The 18114-nt window shown below is 70.8% G+C and carries 18 protein-coding genes; 2 read left to right on the top strand and 16 right to left on the bottom strand.

The annotated features are described in order from the left end of the window. The 16 genes from secD to pgsA all read right to left on the bottom strand — a co-directional run bounded on the left by secD (position 1) and on the right by pgsA (position 13859). On the bottom strand, positions 1-1770 hold the full coding sequence (gene secD, locus KJK29_RS31830; RefSeq protein ID WP_215122614.1) for a protein translocase subunit SecD: 1770 nt from the start codon (positions 1768-1770) through the stop codon (positions 1-3). A gap of 132 nt (positions 1771-1902) precedes the next feature. Next, the gene (gene yajC / locus KJK29_RS31825) at positions 1903-2421 is read right to left on the bottom strand and encodes a preprotein translocase subunit YajC (protein ID WP_215122613.1); all 519 of its coding nucleotides are present in this window, start codon (positions 2419-2421) and stop codon (positions 1903-1905) included. A gap of 185 nt (positions 2422-2606) precedes the next feature. Further along, positions 2607-3683, bottom strand: a complete 1077-nt coding sequence (gene ruvB, locus KJK29_RS31820) for a Holliday junction branch migration DNA helicase RuvB (RefSeq protein WP_215122612.1) — start codon at positions 3681-3683, stop codon at positions 2607-2609. Positions 3684-3705: 22 nt separating this feature from the next. Next, positions 3706-4311 (bottom strand): Holliday junction branch migration protein RuvA, encoded by a 606-nt coding sequence (ruvA, locus tag KJK29_RS31815; protein ID WP_215122611.1) that lies wholly within the window; start codon positions 4309-4311, stop codon positions 3706-3708. Next, positions 4308-4847 carry a crossover junction endodeoxyribonuclease RuvC gene (ruvC, locus tag KJK29_RS31810; RefSeq protein WP_215122610.1) on the bottom strand — a complete coding sequence of 180 codons (540 nt, stop codon included), beginning with the start codon at positions 4845-4847 and terminating at the stop codon, positions 4308-4310. Before ruvC ends, ruvA begins: the two co-directional genes overlap by 4 nt. Positions 4848-5048: 201 nt before the next feature. Continuing rightward, on the bottom strand, positions 5049-5801 hold the full coding sequence (locus KJK29_RS31805) for a YebC/PmpR family DNA-binding transcriptional regulator (protein WP_215122609.1): 753 nt from the start codon (positions 5799-5801) through the stop codon (positions 5049-5051). Positions 5802-5849: 48 nt separating this feature from the next. After that, positions 5850-6458: a pyridoxal 5'-phosphate synthase glutaminase subunit PdxT gene (pdxT, locus tag KJK29_RS31800; protein WP_215122608.1), complete on the bottom strand. Its 609-nt coding sequence runs from the start codon at positions 6456-6458 to the stop codon at positions 5850-5852. Between the two features lie 13 nt (positions 6459-6471). Then, a complete protein-coding gene (pdxS, locus tag KJK29_RS31795) occupies positions 6472-7377 on the bottom strand; it encodes a pyridoxal 5'-phosphate synthase lyase subunit PdxS (RefSeq protein ID WP_215122607.1) in 906 nt (301 codons plus the stop codon). Between the two features lie 130 nt (positions 7378-7507). Next, on the bottom strand, positions 7508-8053 hold the full coding sequence (locus tag KJK29_RS31790; protein ID WP_189726466.1) for a LemA family protein: 546 nt from the start codon (positions 8051-8053) through the stop codon (positions 7508-7510). A gap of 85 nt (positions 8054-8138) precedes the next feature. After that, positions 8139-8570, bottom strand: coding sequence for a lasso peptide biosynthesis B2 protein (locus KJK29_RS31785; protein ID WP_370869172.1), 432 nt, complete (start codon positions 8568-8570; stop codon positions 8139-8141). Next, on the bottom strand, positions 8567-8800 hold the full coding sequence (locus KJK29_RS31780; RefSeq protein ID WP_251057987.1) for a lasso peptide biosynthesis PqqD family chaperone: 234 nt from the start codon (positions 8798-8800) through the stop codon (positions 8567-8569). Before KJK29_RS31780 ends, KJK29_RS31785 begins: the two co-directional genes overlap by 4 nt. A gap of 1 nt (position 8801) precedes the next feature. Next, positions 8802-10637 carry a lasso peptide isopeptide bond-forming cyclase gene (locus KJK29_RS31775; RefSeq protein WP_215122604.1) on the bottom strand — a complete coding sequence of 612 codons (1836 nt, stop codon included), beginning with the start codon at positions 10635-10637 and terminating at the stop codon, positions 8802-8804. A gap of 36 nt (positions 10638-10673) precedes the next feature. Further along, positions 10674-10814 (bottom strand): lasso RiPP family leader peptide-containing protein, encoded by a 141-nt coding sequence (locus KJK29_RS31770; protein WP_215122603.1) that lies wholly within the window; start codon positions 10812-10814, stop codon positions 10674-10676. Between the two features lie 230 nt (positions 10815-11044). Continuing rightward, on the bottom strand, positions 11045-12208 hold the full coding sequence (locus KJK29_RS31765) for a glycosyltransferase family 4 protein (protein WP_215122602.1): 1164 nt from the start codon (positions 12206-12208) through the stop codon (positions 11045-11047). Continuing rightward, entirely contained in the window at positions 12205-13113 is a 909-nt protein-coding gene (locus KJK29_RS31760) for a phosphatidylinositol mannoside acyltransferase (RefSeq protein ID WP_215122601.1), read from the bottom strand. The genes KJK29_RS31765 and KJK29_RS31760 overlap by 4 nt, the downstream gene beginning before the upstream one ends. Continuing rightward, complete coding sequence (gene pgsA / locus KJK29_RS31755; protein WP_215122600.1) at positions 13110-13859, bottom strand: phosphatidylinositol phosphate synthase; 750 nt, start codon at positions 13857-13859, stop codon at positions 13110-13112. The genes KJK29_RS31760 and pgsA overlap by 4 nt, the downstream gene beginning before the upstream one ends. Before the next feature lie 217 nt (positions 13860-14076). On the opposite strand from pgsA, the gene KJK29_RS31750 reads away from it, so the two are divergent. Both KJK29_RS31750 and KJK29_RS31745 read left to right on the top strand, forming a co-directional pair. After that, positions 14077-16275, top strand: coding sequence for an elongation factor G-like protein EF-G2 (locus KJK29_RS31750; protein ID WP_215122599.1), 2199 nt, complete (start codon positions 14077-14079; stop codon positions 16273-16275). 171 nt (positions 16276-16446) lie between these two features. Continuing rightward, a complete protein-coding gene (locus KJK29_RS31745) occupies positions 16447-18114 on the top strand; it encodes a hypothetical protein (RefSeq protein WP_215122598.1) in 1668 nt (555 codons plus the stop codon).

Here is an 18114-nt window from a genome sequence, read left to right as displayed (position 1 = left end):
TCAGGCCTCCTTCGGGTCGGCAGGGGCGGCGGGACGCCGGGTACGGCGCAGCGGCGGCTGGGCGCCCAGGCTCTTCGGGTCGAGGCCGGACCACTTGTGGCCGTTCGCGAAGAACGGGCGCCGGGCCATCAGCGTCAGCAGCGGCTTGGTGAAGAGGAACACGACGACCACATCGAGCAGGGTGGTCAAACCGAGCGTGAACGCGAAGCCCCGGACCTTGCCGACGGTGACGATGAAGAGCACGGCGGCGGCGAGGAACGACACGAAGTCGGAGACCAGGATGGTGCGCCGGGCGCGCGGCCAGGCCCGCTCGACGGCGGGGCGCAGGGAGCGGCCCTCCCGGATCTCATCGCGGACGCGTTCGAAGTACACGATGAACGAGTCCGCTGTGATGCCGATGGCGACGATGGCACCGCACACGGCCGGCAGGTTCAGCGCGAAGCCGATGGCCGGGCCGAGCAGGGCCATGATCGTGTAGGTCAGGGCGGCCGAGACCAGCAGCGAGAGGATCGCGATGAACGACAGGCCGCGGTAGTAGGCCAGCAGGTAGATGACGACCAGCGCCAGGCCGATCGCACCGGCGATGAGTCCGGCCTTCAGCTGGTCACCGCCGAGCGCGGCGGTGACGGTCGAGACGCTGTCCTCCTTGAAGGTCAGCGGCAGCGCGCCGTAGCTCAGCATGTTGGAGAGGTCCTCGGCGGACTGCTGGTTGAAGTTGCCGGAGATCTCCGCGTTGCCGCCGGTCAGGGCCTGGCGGACGTACGGGTCGGAGACGACGTCGCCGTCCAGGACGATCGCGAACTGGTTCTGCGGGGACTGGTTCTGCGCCAGCTTGCCGGTGATGTCGGCGAACTTCTTGGCACCCGCGTCCGTGAAGTCCATCGTGACCGTCCAGCCGGCACCGGTCTGGGTGTTCAGGACGGCCTGGGCCTTGTCGACGTCGGTGCCGTCGACCGCGGCGGGGCCGAGGATGTACTTCTGCCACTGGCCCTGCGCGTTCTGGCCGCAGGCCAGCGTCATCTCGGAGGCCTTGACACCGTCGCCCACGGTGGAGCGGGTCTTCCTGTCGGTGCAGTCGAGCTTGGCGTACTTCGCCTGCAGTGCTGCGGCGTCGGCCTCACCGGCGCCACCGCTCGCCGACGGGGAGGGGCTGGCCTTGGCCTTGTCGTCCGAGGCGCTCGCCGACGGTGTGGCGTCGGCCTTCAGCGCGTCGGTGACCGCGCGGCCCTGCGTGGTGGGCGTGGCCGACGGGGAGGCGGAGTTCTTGTCGGTGGCCTCGGGCTTGTCGCTGGCCTTGCCGGACGGCTTGTCCGTGGGGCTTCCGGTGCCGCTGGGCGAAGGGCTGGCCGTCTTGCCGCCGCCGGAGACCTCGGTCGTGAGGACCGGGCGGAAGTAGAGCTTGGCGGTGGTGCCGACCTGCTTGCGGGCCTGCTCGGAGTTCGTGCCCTTGGGGATGTTGACGATGATGTTCTTGTTGCCCTGGGTCTGCACCTCGGCCTCGGAGACACCCAGACCATTGACCCGGCGCTCCATGATGGAGACGGCGGTGTCCATGTTGGTCTTGTTGATCGCCGCCTCGTTGCCGGCCTCTGGAACCGCCTGGAGCGTGATGCTCGTACCGCCGGCCAGGTCGATGCCGAGACGCGGTTTCGTGTGCCCCGAGGCGAACATCCCACCGGTGAGCGCCACGAGGGCGATCAGGATCAGGACCAGCGAGCGCCCCGGCTTGCCATGGGCGCTCGCGCTCCGGCCCTTTTTAGGTGTGGCCACCTTCTCGTACTCCCTCTCGGGCCACCTCGCTCCGGATCGGCGGACGGGCGGCCATGACATGGTGTCGGGACTCCGTGCGAGCTGGGCGTGTCCCGGGGAGCGCGGGCAGGGCCCGCGCACCCCGGGAAACGACTACTTCGCCTCGGAGCCGCCGTCGGTCTTCTTCGGCTCTGCGTCCGTCTTGGCCTCCGCGTCCGTCTTCGCCTCGGAGGCCGGGGCGTCGTCGCCGGCCGGCTCGTCGGCCGTGTCCTTCTTGCCGAGGTCGACGGCCTTGTCGTCAGCGCCGGTGTCGGCGGCGGAGTCGTCGGTCTCGGTGAGGGAGGAGGCGTCGTCCGGGACGATGTCGGCGTCGGACTTCAGGTCGTGCTCGACGCCGTGGACGATGCGGTTGTACTCGTCGTCGGTGAGGACGGCACCGATGGCGTTCTTGGCGAACAGGAGCTCGACACCCGGACCGGCGTCGACGAGGACGGTGTCCTCGTGCACCTCCTTGACCGTGGCGTACACGCCCCCGATGGTGCGGACACCGCTGCCGGGCTGCATTTGGTTCCGCATGTCCACGGCCTGCTGCTGCTTCTTCTTGGCCGACCGGGTCATGAGGAACATGGCCCCGATGAGCACAATGAACGGGAGGAGGGTCAGGAGACTCACGGGTCGGTACTTCCTTCACACGACCGCGCTGTGAGCGGCCAGATGGTTGGGGGTATGTACGCCGCCGACAAAGGCGGCATCGGCGGAGTCTAAGCGAGTCCGCGCGCATGGAACAACGCTCAGCATGGCACCGGGGTTCCTGCCGCGGCCACTGGCCTCGCCGTCCCGGAACGGTGACGGCTCCGTCACGCCCCGAACAGGTCCTGTTGTCCGCTTCCGCCGGTTTGGGAGCGGGGCGGGGTGAGGCCGAGATGCGCCCAGGCGGCGGGGGTGGCGACCCTGCCGCGCGGGGTGCGGGCCAGCAGGCCCTCCCTTACCAGGAAGGGCTCGGCGACCTCTTCCACCGTCTCACGCTCCTCCCCCACCGCGACAGCGAGCGTGGACAGTCCGACGGGGCCGCCGCCGAACAGCTTGAGCAGGGCTTCCAGGACTCCGCGGTCGAGGCGGTCGAGGCCGCGCTCGTCCACCTCGTAGACGGCGAGGGCGGCTGCCGCGATGTCCTTGGTGATCAGTCCGTCGGCCTTGACCTGGGCGTAGTCCCGGACGCGGCGCAGCAGGCGGTTGGCGATGCGGGGGGTGCCGCGGGAGCGGCCGGCGATCTCGGCGGCGCCCTCCGGCTCGACCTCGACGTCCAGGAGGCTCGCCGAGCGGTGGATGACCCGCTCCAGTTCGGCCGGTTCGTAGAACTCCATGTGGGCGGTGAAGCCGAAGCGGTCGCGCAGCGGGGGTGGCAGCAGGCCCGCGCGGGTGGTGGCGCCGACCAGGGTGAAGGGGGGCAGCTCCAGGGGGATGGCGGTGGCTCCCGGGCCCTTGCCGACGATGACGTCGACTCGGAAGTCCTCCATCGCCATGTACAGCATCTCCTCGGCGGGGCGGGACATGCGGTGGATCTCGTCGAGGAAGAGGACCTCGCCCTCCTGGAGGGAGGAGAGGATCGCCGCGAGGTCGCCGGCGTGCTGGATGGCGGGGCCCGAGGTGATGCGGATGGGGGCTTCCATCTCGGCCGCGATGATCATCGACAGGGTGGTCTTGCCGAGGCCGGGGGCGCCGGAGAGCAGCACATGGTCGGCGGTGGCGCCACGCGCGCGGGCGGCGCGCAGGACGAGGTCGAGCTGTTCTCGGACCTTCTCCTGGCCGATGAACTCGCCCAGGTCCTTCGGGCGCAGCGCGGCCTCGACGGCCTGGTCCTCACGGTCGGCGGACGCGCCGACGAGCCGGTCGGCGGCGGTGCCGGTCGTGTCGGTCGTGTCGTCCCAGTTCATGGTGTGCCTCGGTGTGTGGGGTTCAGCGGGCGCGGTTCAGGGTCTGGAGGGCGGCCTTCAGCAGCTGGCCGACCTGCGGAGCGCCCTCGGCGGCCTCGGCCTGCGGAGCGACGGCGGTCACGGCCTCGTCGGCCTCCCGGGTCGCGTAGCCGAGGCCGATCAGGGCCGCGTGCAGCTGGTCACGCCAGCCGGTGCTGACGGGCATGCCCACGGCCGGGGCGCCGAGCGGCTCGCCTAGCCGGTCCTTCAGCTCAAGGAGCAGCTTCTGGGCGCCCTTCTTGCCGATGCCGGGGACGGCGGTGAGCGTCTTCTCGTCGGCGGTGGCGACCGCCCGGCGCAGGGCGTCCGGGGTGTGCACGGCCAGCATCGCCTGGGCGAGTCTCGGTCCCACGCCGCTCGCCGTCTGCAGGAGCTCGAAGGTCTGCCGTTCGTCGTCGTCCGCGAAGCCGTAGAGGGTGAGGGAGTCCTCCCGTACGACGAGGGAGGTGTGCAGTTTGGCCGCCTGGCCGATGCGGAGCGTGGACAGCGTGTTCGGCGTGCACTGCACGGCCATGCCGACGCCGCCGACCTCGACGACCGCGGCGTCGGGGGCGAGCGCGGCGACCGTGCCACTGACGAAGGCGATCATGTCGTACGGCCTTTCGATGCTTTGGCTGTGTGCAGGGCGACGGCCTGCTGGAGTCGGTTCTGCGCGGGGGCGCGCCAGATGTGGCAGATGGCGAGGGCGAGGGCGTCGGCCGCGTCGGCCGGTTTGGGCGGCGCGCTGAGCCGGAGCAGGCGGGTCACCATGGCGCCCACCTGGGCCTTGTCGGCGCGGCCGCTGCCGGTGACGGCGGCCTTGACCTCGCTCGGGGTGTGCAGCGCCACGGGGATCCCGCGTCGCGAGGCGCACAGGATGGCGACGGCGCTGGCCTGGGCGGTGCCCATCACCGTACTGACGTTGTGCTGGCTGAAGACACGCTCCACGGCGACGAATTCCGGCCGGTGTTCGTCCAGCCACTGTTCGATGCCCTGTTCGACGGCGACGAGGCGGTGGCCGAGGTCGGCGTCCGCCGGTGTCCGGACGACGCCGACGCCGATCATCGTGAGCGGCCGTCCGGCGACGCCCTCGACGACGCCGACACCGCACCGGGTCAGTCCCGGGTCCACCCCCAGCACGCGCACGCGCGCCCTCCCCTCTTTGCGGCTGAACCGCCGCCGCTCTCGCGGACCTGGCTGAGCACCGTCGGGGTTCCTCAATTGATGGTTACGGTCCGTGGACGGTGATCTTTGACTGCCGCCAGGCTATCCGCTGGCACTGACAACAGCGGCGGGCCGGTGGGACGTGTCCCACCGGCCCGCCGAGACTCGCGGCCCGCGGCAGCGTTACGCGTCGACCTTCTCCATGATCTCGTCGCTGACGTCGAAGTTGGCGAAGACGTTCTGCACGTCGTCGCTGTCCTCGAGCGCGTCGATCAGCTTGAAGATCTTCTTGGCGCCTTCCTCGTCCAGCTCGACCTGGACGGACGGCACGAAGCTGGAGTCGGCGGAGTCGTAGTCGATGCCGGCTTCCTGGAGGGCGGTGCGGACCGCGACCAGGTCGGTGGCCTCGCTGATGACCTCGAAGGACTCGCCGAGGTCGTTGACCTCTTCGGCGCCCGCGTCCAGGACGGCGCCGAGGACGTCGTCCTCGCCCAGCTCGCCCTTGGGGACGATGACGACGCCCTTGCGGCTGAACATGTACGACACCGATCCCGGGTCCGCCATGGAGCCGCCGTTGCGGGTCATGGCGACGCGGACGTCGGAGGCCGCGCGGTTGCGGTTGTCGGTGAGGCACTCGATGAGCACCGCGACGCCGTTCGGTCCGTAGCCCTCGTACATGATCGTCTCGTAGTCGGCGCCACCCGCCTCGAGACCGCCACCGCGCTTGATCGCGGAGTCGATGTTCTTGTTCGGAACCGACTGCTTCTTGGCCTTCTGGACGGCGTCGTAGAGCGTCGGGTTTCCTTCGAGGTCGACGCCGCCCATGCGCGCCGCGACCTCGATGTTCTTGATCAGCTTCGCGAAGAGCTTGCCGCGCTTGGCGTCGATCACGGCCTTCTTGTGCTTAGTCGTGGCCCATTTAGAGTGGCCGGACATCTGCCTGTCTCCTTCGCGTAACCCATCTCAGCAACGAACGCAGGAATCCTACAAGGACTCGGCTGTACGGTTCGCGCGCACCATGTCCACGAACAGGCCGTGCACACGGTGGTCGCCGGTCAGTTCCGGGTGGAACGACGTGGCCAGAGCGGTGCCCTGACGCACCGCGACGATATGGCCGTCGTGCTCGGCGAGCACCTCGGCCTCGGCACCGACGGACTCGACCCACGGGGCGCGGATGAAGACGCCCTCCACGGGCGCACCCTCGACGCCCTGGACGTCGACGGACGCCTCGAAGGACTCGTTCTGCCGGCCGAAGGCGTTGCGGCGGACGATCATGTCGATGCCGCCGATGGTCTCCTGGCCCGAACGCGGGTCGAGGATCTTGTCGGCGAGCATGATCATGCCGGCGCAGGTGCCGTAGACGGGCAGACCGTCCCGCACGCGCGCGCGGAGCGGTTCCATCAGGCCGAACAGGACGGCCAGCTTGGAGATGGTGGTGGACTCGCCGCCGGGGATGACGAGGCCGTCCACCTCGGCGAGCTCTTCGGGGCGCCGCACCGGCCTGGCCACGGCATCGGCCGCGGCCAGGGCGACGAGGTGCTCCCGTACGTCGCCCTGGAGGGCCAGGACGCCTATGACGGGGGTGTCGCTCATGGGTTCCTGTGCCTTACCAGCCGCGGTTGGCGTAGCGCTCGGTCTCGGGGAGGGTGTCGCAGTTGATGCCGACCATGGCCTCGCCGAGGTTGCGGGAGGCGTCAGCGACGATCTTCGGGTCGTCGTAGAAGGTGGTGGCCTTCACGATGGCGGCGGCGCGCTTGGCCGGGTCGCCGGACTTGAAGATGCCGGAGCCGACGAAGACGCCCTCGGCGCCGAGCTGGCGCATCAGGGCCGCGTCGGCCGGGGTGGCGACGCCGCCGGCGGAGAACAGCACGACCGGGAGCTTGCCCAGTTCGGAGACCTCCTTGACCAGCTCGTACGGGGCGCGCAGGTCCTTGGCGGCGGCGTACAGCTCGTTGTTGTCGTAGCCGCGCAGGCGGGCGATCTCGTTCTTGATCTGGCGCAGGTGGCGGACGGCCTCGACGACGTTGCCGGTGCCGGCCTCGCCCTTGGAGCGGATCATCGCGGCGCCTTCGGCGATGCGGCGCAGGGCCTCGCCCAGGTTGGTGGCGCCACAGACGAAGGGGGTGGTGAAGGCGAACTTGTCGCTGTGGTTGACCTCGTCGGCCGGGGTGAGGACCTCGGACTCGTCGATGTAGTCGACGCCGAGGGACTGCAGCACCTGGGCCTCGACGAAGTGGCCGATGCGGGACTTGGCCATGACCGGGATGGAGACGGCCTCGATGATGCCCTCGATCATGTCCGGGTCGGACATGCGGGCCACACCGCCGTCCTTGCGGATGTCGGCCGGGACCCGCTCCAGGGCCATGACGGCGACGGCGCCCGCGTCCTCGGCGATCTTCGCCTGCTCCGGCGTGACGACGTCCATGATGACGCCGCCCTTGAGCTGCTCGGCCATGCCGCGCTTCACACGGGCGGTGCCGGTCTCGGGAGCCTGGTTTTCGGAGATGGACACGGGTGACCTCGCTGCTGGGAAAGAGGGGTTTTGTGCAGCACCGAGGAAACGTGAGGGGACCAGGCCACAGCAAGGGCCAATGAGAAGCCGGTGGATCGTTTTGGCTCCGGGGCGGCGGGATGTCCCGTTGTCAGGAGCCCGAGCGGTCCGCCAGCACGGCCGGTGGTTCGTCGTCCATCTCGAAGGCCATCGGGAACGGCGCGTGGCCGGCCAGCCGGAACCAGCGGACCTTGCGGTGGCGGCGCAGGGCGCGAGCGGCGCGTACGGCGTCGTTGTGGAAGCGCCGGGCCATGGGGACGCGTCGTACCGCCTGTACGAGCTCGGTGGCGGCCTCCTCTCCCCCGGGCGCCTCCCGCACCGCCTCCAGTTGCTGTGCCTCCGCGAAGACGGCCCGCAACGCCTGGCTCAGTTCGCTCTCGGCGACCTCCCGCTGTTCCTCCTCCGCCTGGCGGGCGGCGTGCGCGGCCTCGTAGAGCACGATCGAGGCGGCCGGATCGAGGACACCCGACGTGGCCAGTTCCTGCGCCACCGAGGCGCGGCGCAGCAACTGCGCGTCCAGGGCGGCCCGGGCGGCGTCGATCCGGGCGTGGAGACGGTCGAGCCGGCCGGCGGTCCAGCTCAGGTACAGCCCGATCGCGACCAGGGCGACGGCGATCCAGATGAGAGTGGTGGTCACGGGCGGCAAGGCTAGCGGCCCGAGGGGCCTGCCGGTTCACCCCGCCCTGCCCGGCACCCTGATCACCGCCCCAACTCGAGGGCGGTCAGCGACTCCGGTCGGTCGACACCGGCGGGATGGACATGAGCGTCTTGAAGTGGCCCTTGGGATGGCCCTCGCCGATGAGTTGCCGCTCGGCCTCGACCCAGGCATGGGCGGCGAACGGGTGGGTGCGGACTCCGGTGCACCAGGTGGGCCACACGCCGCGCGCCCGGCAGAGCAGGGCGGTGGCGATGGAGCGTTGCAGGCATCCCTGCCCGGCACAGCGCAGGCTGACCGACACGACCTCTTCGCGCGCCCGCAGGGCCTGGGCGGCCGTCGCGGGTGCCGCGCCACGGCGGGCGAATTCCAGAACGGTGCGCAGTCGGGAGGGTTTGGCCCGGGCCAGCAGACGGGCCACGCCCACGATCAGCAGGGGAAGCACGCGGCGGTGCGGGGGCAGCCGGCGTCGTCCGGCCAGCGCGACGGACATGCTCAAGAGATCACCAGTTTCGAGCCGAGCAGTCGCTCGATCACGGCGGTGACGTCGCGTTCGGCCTGCTGTGGTTCGATGCCGTACCGGTCCGCGAGGTCGGCGGCGATGGCGGCGGGTTCGCGCCCGTCGAGCAGCCGGTGGAGCACATGGGCACCCGTGTTGTTCAACTGCCAGTACCGGCCGGTGCGTTCGTTGAGCAGGACCGTGCCGTCGTCGGTGTCGGTGGTGCTCACATCAGGATGCAGACGCACGGGCTTCGAACCTCCAGGCAGGGGCGGGGCGGGTGGCGGCGCGCAGCCAGGTCTCGCAACCGATCAGGGGTTCCAGCGCGATCCTCGCGGAATTGTCCGGCTGGGGCGCGAGCAGCCGGGTGCGCAGTTCGCCGGGGTCGATCAGTCCGTGGGCGGCCAGGGCCGAGTCCTCGAACATGTCCAGAATCGCGGGCAGATTGCGGCGCAGCCCGCTGTTGGCTTCGTCGCTGAACTCGCCCTTGGTGGAACGGCCCAGCACGGCTTCCGGCACGATGCCGCGCATGGCTTCGGCCAGCAGCGGCTTGTACCGCCAGGGGCCGGCGTGTTCGTGCGCCCGGACCGCCAGGACCGCTTCCACCACACGGTCGTCGAAGAACGGCGAGTCGAGTTGCACGCCGTCGTCGGCGAACACGCGGGCCAGCAACCGGTACCACGGGGCACTGGCGCGCATGGCGAGCAGCGACTGGTGCTGGGCCAGGTCGTCGGAGAGCGGCTGTACGCGGGTCGCTGTGTCGCGCAGGGCCTCCCGGGCCGCGTCGGTCGCCGTGCCGGTGGCCCACGTCGGTGCGCGCAGCGTCCACAGGCCCCACCCGAGAGCGGGCCGGCGTCTCGGCGGGGGCGGGGCGGTGAGCAGGTCGGCCTGGGTCCGCCACCAGGCTGCCTCGTCACCGGGGCGGGACAGCGCGGCCAGGGTGGGCAGTACGGGCCAGCGTTTCAGCGCACCGTATCCGCGGACATGCCGCAGGGCGGTCAGCGGACGGCGTCGGAGCAGGGCATGAAGGTAGCCGGGAAACGGAGTGAACAGTTCGTCTCCGCCGTGTCCGGCGAGGTGTCTGCGCGATCCGCTCGCGGCCAGGAGCCGTGCGGTGTGGCGGGTGCGGGCAAGGGTGCGGACGAAGGGATAGGGCTCCTCGGTGTCCACCGCTTCTCCGGCGTCGGTGAACAGGGCCGGGAGTTCGCCGGGGGGAACCACGAGGTGCTCGGCCCGGTCGAGGGAGGCGATGGCGTGGGCGGCGAAGGCGGCGTCGTCGTTGCCCGCCTCGGCCTCACCCCATCGGAAGGTCACCAGGTCGGGCGCGTGCCGGGCGGCGAGGAAGCACAGGGACGTCGAGTCCATGCCGCCGGACAGATCCGTGCTCAACCGGCCTCGGTCGGGGCCACGGTCGCGGAGGGCCGAGGTCAGGGCCTCTCGGACGGCTTCGGCACCCGTCGCCAGCGACAGCTCTGGAGCCGGTGGCTGCCACCACCGTGTCTCGTGCACGCGGTCGCGCTCCCACACCAGAGCGTGGTCCGGCGCCAGCGGCGAGATCCCGGACCACAGTGGCCGGTCACCGAGGGGCGGTGGCAGGAATCCCCCGGTGGCCACGCGGAGGGCCAAGGCCTGTTCGTCGATTCCGGCACCGGTCATCGCGGCGAGCACATCGGCCCGGTCCGCTGCCACCTCGACCCCGTGCACCCGGGTGCGGAACACCCGGCGCAGTCCGGTGGCGCTGCCCTGGAAGCGCACCTCGCCACCGGCCGAGACCACCAGGTGGCAGGAGCCGGGCAGGCTCGTCGCCAGCGCGTCCGCGTCGGACACCGTCCGTATGCGGGCGGCCAGGGAGGAGAGCCGGGTGGCGGAGACCGGGCATACCCCGACCGCCGCCACCCGCACCGGGCCCGCTGTGACCACCGTGATCTCACCGGGTGACCACCGGCCCACCAGCCATGGGCGCCCCGAGTGGTGTGAGAACTCCTCGGGCGACGCCCACGGGGCGGCCGCGCGCGCATCGGCCGCGGCTGCCGTGTCCGGCAGGACCACGAACCCGGTGCTGCTCATCTGCTCACGTCCCCCGATTACCTACGAAGGCGACGATCAGAAGTCGCCGGAGTAGTGACCGAAGATGTCGTTGCCCCAGCCGATGAAGCCCAGGGTGTCCTCGTTGAACTCCCCGACCTCGGTCAGCATCGGCGGCGCGTAAGGCTCGGTGGTCGAGAGCTCGATCTGCTCGTCCATGGCGTCCTCCTCCGTTACGAAGGGCAGCAGGTCAGCTACCCACTGCACCGTATATTCGAGTCGCCGCCATGATCCATCCGTTTTTCACTCAAGTCACAGGAGCCACTTCGCACACGTGAGCGAGACGGAAAGATCGCCAGTGATCTGTGTGTTCGATCACGCGCGACGCCGAAGGACGCCCGCCTGGGCCGCCCTTCGGCGTGGCCTGAAATGAACCCGTCAGCCCGGCCTCAGTCCCGGGCGAACCCCAGCCTGGCCCGCAGCCCCGTCACCCGGTCGTCCTCGGCCACCGCCGCCGCGCCCGCCGTCACCGTCTCGTAGACGGAGAGGATGTCCGCGCCGACGGTGGACCAGTCGAAGCGCCGTACATGGGCGCTGCCCCGCTCGCGCAGCTCCGCGAGCCGCTCCGGGTCGTCCAGCAGCCGGACGGCCGCGTCGGCGAGGGCGTCGGCGTCCTCGTTCGGGAAGAGTTCGCCGGCCTCGCCCCGGTCCAGGACCTGGGCGAAGGCGTCCAGGTCGGAGGCGAGGACGGGGGCGCCGGCGGACATGGCCTCGACGAGGATGATGCCGAAGCTCTCGCCGCCGGTGTTGGGCGCGATGTACAGGTCGACGCTGCGCAGGAAGCGGGCCTTGTCCTCGTCGCTGACCATGCCGAGGAACTCGACGCGGGAGCGCAGCTCGGCCGGGAGGGTCGCCACCGCCTCCTCCTCGTCGCCGCGCCCGGCGACCAGCAGCCGGGTCCCCGGACGGGCGGCGAGGATCTTCGGCAGGGCCTTCATGAGCACCGGCAGTCCCTTGCGGGGCTCGTCGATGCGCCCGATGAAGCCGATCGTGTCGCCCTGCCACTCGGCCTTGGGCTCGGCCTCGGCGAAGAAGTCGACGTCCACGCCGTTCGGGATCACCACCGCGTCCCCGCCGAGGTGCTCCACCAGCGTGCGCCGGGCGTACTCGCTCACCGCGATCCGGGCGCTGATCTTCTCCAGGGCGGCCTGGAGGATCGAGTAGGCGGCGATCATGGCCCGGGAGCGTGGGTTGGACGTGTGGAACGTGGCGACGATCGGGCCCTGCGCCGCCCAGCAGGTCAGCAGGCCCAGCGAGGGCGAGGTCGGCTCGTGGATGTGGATCACGTCGAACGCGCCGTCGTGCAGCCACCGGCGCACCCGGGCCGCCGAGAGGAAGCCGAAGTTCAGCCGGGCCACCGAGCCGTTGTACGGCACCGGCACCGCGCGCCCGGCCGAGACGACGTACGGCGGCAGCGGGGTGTCGTCGTCCGCCGGGGCGAGGACGGACACCTCGTGGCCGAGGCGGATGAAGTATTCGGCCAGGTCGCGGATATGGAACTGGACGCCGCCCGGTACGTCCCAGGAGTACGGGCAGACGATGCCGATCCTCACGTGGATCCCTTCGCTGGATCGAGGTCCGCGAGCCACAGGCGCTGCAGCATGTGCCAGTCCTCCGGATGGTCGGCGATCCCCGAGGCGAAGGCGTCGGCCAGCGCCTGTGTCATCACGGACGTCTTCTCGGCGCGGGTGCCTGACTCGGGCACCTCCACCGGTGGGTGGAGGCGGCCCCGCATGACGGGCGAGTCGTCGTACCAGAGGGTGACGGGGAGCAGCAGGGCGCCTGTCTGCTGGGCGAGCAGGGCGGGTCCGGCCGGCATCCGGGCGGTGTCGCCGAAGAAGTCGACCTCGACACCGGAGGCGGACAGGTCGCGGTCGGCGACCAGACAGACCAGGCCGCCGTCGCGCAGCCGCCGGGCCAGGGTGCCGAAGGCGGTGCCGCCGCTGTGCGGCAGGACCTCCATGCCGAGGCTCTCTCGGTAGGCGACGAACCGGTCGTACAGCGTCTCCGGCTTCAGGCGCTCGGCCACCGTCGTGAACGGTATGCCCAGCTCGGTGGTGACCCAGGCACCGGCGAGGTCCCAGTTGCCCAGGTGCGGCAGGGCGAGTACGACGCCGTTGCCCGCGGCCATGCCCTCGGTGAGGTAGTGGATGTCCTTGGCGTCGAAACCGCCCTTGATCCGCTCCTCGCTCCAGGCGGGAAGCCGGAAGGACTCCATCCAGTAGCGCAGGTAGGAGCGCATGCCCGCGCGGGAGAGCTCCGCCAGCCGCTCGGGGCCGGCGTCGGGCAGCACGCGCGCGTAGTTGCTCTCCAGGCGTTGCACGCCCTTGCCGCGCTGCTTCCAGGCGAGATCGGCGATGGTGTTCCCGAGCCGTACGGCGACGGGCTCGGGGAGCTTCCTGACGGTGCTCCAGCCGAGGCCGTACAGCGTGTCCGTCAGCCGGTCCTGTGCGCTCACGTGGCCGCCTCGCTCCCGTGAGAGGCGTTGTGCTGCTTGCCCTCATTGTCCTGCGCGGCGGCCTCGGCCTCGGCGGACTCCCGGCGGACCGTGACGACCCGCTGGATCAGCGTGACGAGGCTGCCCACGGCGACGATCCACAGGGCGACGGGCAGCAGGTACTGGATGCCGGGCACACCGAACCCGTGCAGGCCCGCGAGCCCGGCCGCGACCAGCGAGATCACCAGCCGCTCGGCCCGCTCGACGAGCCCGTTGACGGCGACCGGCAGACCGATCGACTCGCCGCGGGCCTTGGTGTACGACACCACCTGGCCGCTGGCCAGGCAGAAGATCGAGACGGCGCACAGGACGAGATCGTCGCCGCCCCCGGCGTACCAGAGGATGAAGCCGGCGAAGATCGCGCCGTCGGCGACCCGGTCGAGCGTGGAGTCCAGGAAGGCGCCCCAGCGGCTGGAGCGGCCGAGCTGGCGGGCCATGTTGCCGTCGACGAGGTCGGAGAACACGAAGAGTGTGATCACGATCGTGCCCCAGAAGAACTCGCCCATGGGGTAGAAGACCAGCGCGCCCGCGACCACACCGGCGGTGCCGATGAGCGTGACGGCGTCGGGGCTGACGCCCAGCCGGATGAGAAACGCGGCGAACGGTGTGAGGACACGCGTGAAGAATGCACGCGCGTACTTGTTCAGCATGGCCTTCCCGAGGGTCGGTGTCGCCGCATGGCCCCTGCTGGCCACCGGCTGGCCCATCGTAGCCACGCGCGCGCGTGGCCGAGGGGCGGGCACCCGGACCCCTGCGGTGGATCCGGCGCGGCGCTGGTGGGCGGCGCGATCGCGTCCTTCGTATGGACGCACCGTGACGGGAGTGGAAAGCTCGAATAACCGCGGGCGTCGCCGGAGCCGCCATGCACGCGGATTCCGCGTGTCCGCGCCCACAGTGACCTCACCGTGCACGGGAGGCAGGATCATGGGCGACAAAGGACAGACACACCCTGGGGCCGCCGGCAGGGCGCTAGCGGCCGACCACCCTCAGTCCGTACGGAATGTGGTGCTGGTCGGCCACTCCGGATCGGGCAAGACCACGTTGGTGGAAGCCCTCGCGCTCACAGCGGGGGCGGTGAACCGGGCGGGCCGTGTGGAGGACGGCGGCACCGTCTCCGACTACGACGAGATCGAGCACCGGCAGCAGCGCTCGGTACAGCTCTCCCTGGTGCCCGTCGAATGGGACGGCATCAAGGTCAATGTTCTCGACACCCCCGGATACGCCGACTTCGTCGGTGAGCTCAGGGCCGGTCTGCGAGCGGCGGACGCGGCCCTCTTCGTCGTCTCGGCCTCGGACGGCGTGGACGGCTCGACCCGCATGGTCTGGGAGGAGTGCGCGGCCGTGGGCATGCCCCGGGCCATCGTCGTCACGCACCTGGAGGCGGCGCGCGCCGACTTCGAGGAGATGACGCGGATCTGCGCCGAGGCCTTCGGCGCGGACGACCCCGACGCTGTCCTGCCGCTATACCTGCCCCTGCACGGCCCGCAGGCACCGGACGGGCACGCGCCCGTGACCGGTCTGATCGGGCTGCTGTCGCAGAAGCTGTTCGACTACTCGACCGGCGAGCGCAAGGAGTCGGAGCCGGGCGAGGACGAGCTGCCGCTGATCGAGGAGGCCCGCAACCGGCTGATCGAGGGGATCATCTCGGAGAGCGAGGACGAGACCCTCATGGACCGCTATCTCGGCGGGGAGCAGATCGACGTCGGGACGCTGATCGAGGACCTGGAGCGGGCCGTCGCGCGCGGGGTCTTCTTCCCCGTCCTGGCCGCCGCCCCCGCGTCCGACGGCGGCCGGCAGGGGCTCGGCACGGTGGAGGTGCTGGAGCTGATCACGCGGGGTTTCCCGACGCCGCTGGAGCACGAGACGGTGCGGGTGACCACGATCGACGGCAAGCCGCGCGAGCTCAGGCCCTGCGACCCGGACGCGCCGCTGGTCGCGGAGGTCGTGAAGACCTCCTCCGACCCCTACGTCGGCCGGCTGTCGCTGATCCGCCTGTTCTCCGGCACCCTCAGGGCCGACCAGACGGTCCACGTCTCCGGGCACGGACTGTCCGACCGGGGCCACGAGGACCACGACGTCGACGAGCGGATCGGCGCCCTGTCCACCCCCTTCGGCAAGCAGCAGCGGCCGGTGTCGCACGTCATCGCGGGCGACCTGGCCTGTGTGGCCAAGCTGAGCCGCGCCGAGACCGGGGACACCCTGTCCGCCAAGGACGATCCGCTGCTCATGGAGCCGTGGCAGATGCCCGACCCGCTGCTGCCGCTGGCCATCCAGGCGCACAGCAAGCCGGACGAGGACAAGCTCTCCCAGGGCCTGGCCCGGCTGGTGGCCGAGGATCCGACGATGCGGCTCGAACAGAACCAGGACACCCACCAGGTGGTCCTGTGGTGCCTGGGCGAGGCGCACGCCGACGTCGCCCTGGAACGGCTGCGCAGCCGCTACGGCGTCCAGGTCGACGTCGTGCCGCACAAGGTGTCCCTGCGCGAGACCTTCGCGGACAGGTCGGGCGGACGCGGCCGGCACGTCAAGCAGTCCGGCGGGCACGGTCAGTTCGCCATCTGCGAGATCGAGGTCGAACCGCTGCCGGGCGGCTCCGGCATCGAGTTCGTCGACAAGGTCGTCGGCGGGGCGGTGCCGCGGCAGTTCATCCCGTCGGTGGAGAAGGGCGTACGGTCCCAGGCCGCCAAGGGAGTCGCCGCCGGGCATCCGCTCATCGACGTACGGGTGACCCTCCTGGACGGCAAGGCGCACTCGGTGGACTCCTCCGACGCGGCGTTCCAGACGGCCGGCGCGCTCGCGCTGCGGGAGGCGGCGTCCGAGGCACGGATCCATCTGCTGGAGCCGGTGGCCGAGGTGTCGGTGCTGGTCGGCGACGACTTCGTGGGTGCCGTGATGAGCGACCTGTCGGGGCGGCGCGGCCGGGTGCTCGGCACCGAGCAGACGCCCGGCGGGCGCACGGTGATCCGGGCCGAGGTGCCCGAGATCGAGATCGGCCGGTACTCGGTCGACCTGCGGTCGCTGTCGCACGGGACGGCGCGGTTCAGCCGCCGTTACGCGCGGCACGAACCGATGCCTCCACAGGTCGCGGAACGGGTGCGTGAAGAGGCGCGCAAGGCCTCGTAGTTCGCGCCCGGCGCCTCCAAGTGGCCCTCGTGAGGGCTTCCCTCCGCACCGGCGGGCGGCTTGACGGCCGCCCGCCGACGGATGTCGGCGCGTGCGGATACGCTGATGACCTGATCAACAGGTGTGCGGAGCGCGGAAGTCGGGAAGGCCGCAGATGCGGATGCGGCAGCGATGGGGGCGGCAGTGACAGACGGATTCGACTTCAGCCCGGGGGCCCAGGTGCCTCTGGCGGGTTCGGCTGGGCAGACGGCGGCGACCTACGCACTGGCCGCGGCGGCGTACCGGGACGACGAGGTCACCAAGATCCTGAACGCCGACAACGAGTGGCACCAGTCGAAGGTGAAACCACCGCGTCCCTGGGCGAAGATCTTCCGTCCCAGGTTCGGCGAGGCCTTCTCCCGCGCCGTCATCGACCGGATGCTGGGCGCCGGGCGCGCCCCCGTCATCCAGTCCTTCGGCATCGAACCCCAGGTCGTCGTGGAGCACTGCCTGGCGGCCCACCGCATCCGCCGCGACCGCGACAACTGGCTCTCGGCGATCACGGTCATCTGCGGGGTGCTCTTCCTGCCGGGCTTCCTCGTGTGGCTGCTGGTGTTCACGCTGCGCACCACCATGGCCAAGCGCGAGGACAAGCGCGCCGGTGCCCTCGCCACGACCCTGCTGGTCGCGGTGGGCGCGCTCGCCGTGCTGTTCCTGATCAAGATGCCCTTCACGGGATTCTGGGCCTGGTACGCGCGCGCGGCGATCATCATGCCGGTCGTCGGCTGGTTCTGGGCCAAGCAGATCTGCGAGCGGACCGCCCGTGACCTGCGGGAGCGCTGGTCGAGCCTGCTGTCGGGCGGCGGCGTGGGCGCCAAGATCCCCGAGGCCGTTCCGGGCAACCCGGGCGACGCGGCCGAGCAGGTCCGCAAGGAGCTGGCCCGTCTCGGCGCCGAGCAGCGGTCCAACTCGGTCTTCTACGCCGGCCCCAAGGGCATACTCGGCATGGGCACGCGCTGGGGCAGCTGGCAGCTGGCCGAGGAGCTGGTCTCCGCCGACCCGGACAAGGAGTTCCACCCCTTCCGCAGCTGGGACGTCATCGTGGCGATCCAGGGCGGCCTGGGCATGCTGGAGCGCACGTCCATCAACACCGGCGGCTTCCCCAAGCCGTCCATCACGCACTGGATCGTCACCCCGATCGGCGAGAAGGCGACGGATGTGTCCCGGCCGAGCGGCACGGACGTCGACGCGTACACGGTCCGGACGCACGCCATACAGGACATCTGCAACAAGCAGCAGTTCGGCAGCGGCGACCGGCACTACCTCGGTGTGCAGTGGACCCTCTGGGACGGCCATCTGGTGATCACGATGCTGATCACGGTGACCGTGCTGCACGACACCCTGCGCATCGAGGTCACCGGGCACGCGCTGGGGCCGGTCAACCCCCTGTTCAACGAGAAGCCCGCGGCCAAGGAGAAGGCGGTGCAGAAGGCTCTCCGCTTCTGGGAGACCCGCACCGTGAAGCTCCCCCTGATCGACGCCGACGAGGTGGTACGGCTGGCCGCGCGCGCCCCGCTGACCTGGTACCCGCCGCTGCTGAACTGGCTCGGCGGCAGTCTGACGCTCCCGGAGCCGTTCGGTCTGCGGCACTCGTGGGCCGACCAGCCGTGGCGGCACCGCTTCATGGCCGACGACGCGTTGCGTGCGGCTACGCCTGTGCTGCGTACGGTGCATGCGGCGGCGCTGAAGGTGCTGCGGGAGAACGGGGTGGATGTGGAGAAGTTCGGGTCCAGGTCGGCGGCGCTGAGCGGGGCCGTGCAGGAGGCTTCGCCGAAGAAGGCGGATGTCTACGATGCCTAG

The organism is Streptomyces koelreuteriae (genome assembly GCF_018604545.1).
Taxonomy (GTDB): domain Bacteria; phylum Actinomycetota; class Actinomycetes; order Streptomycetales; family Streptomycetaceae; genus Streptomyces; species Streptomyces koelreuteriae.
This window is presented reverse-complemented; position numbering and strand designations above follow the sequence as displayed.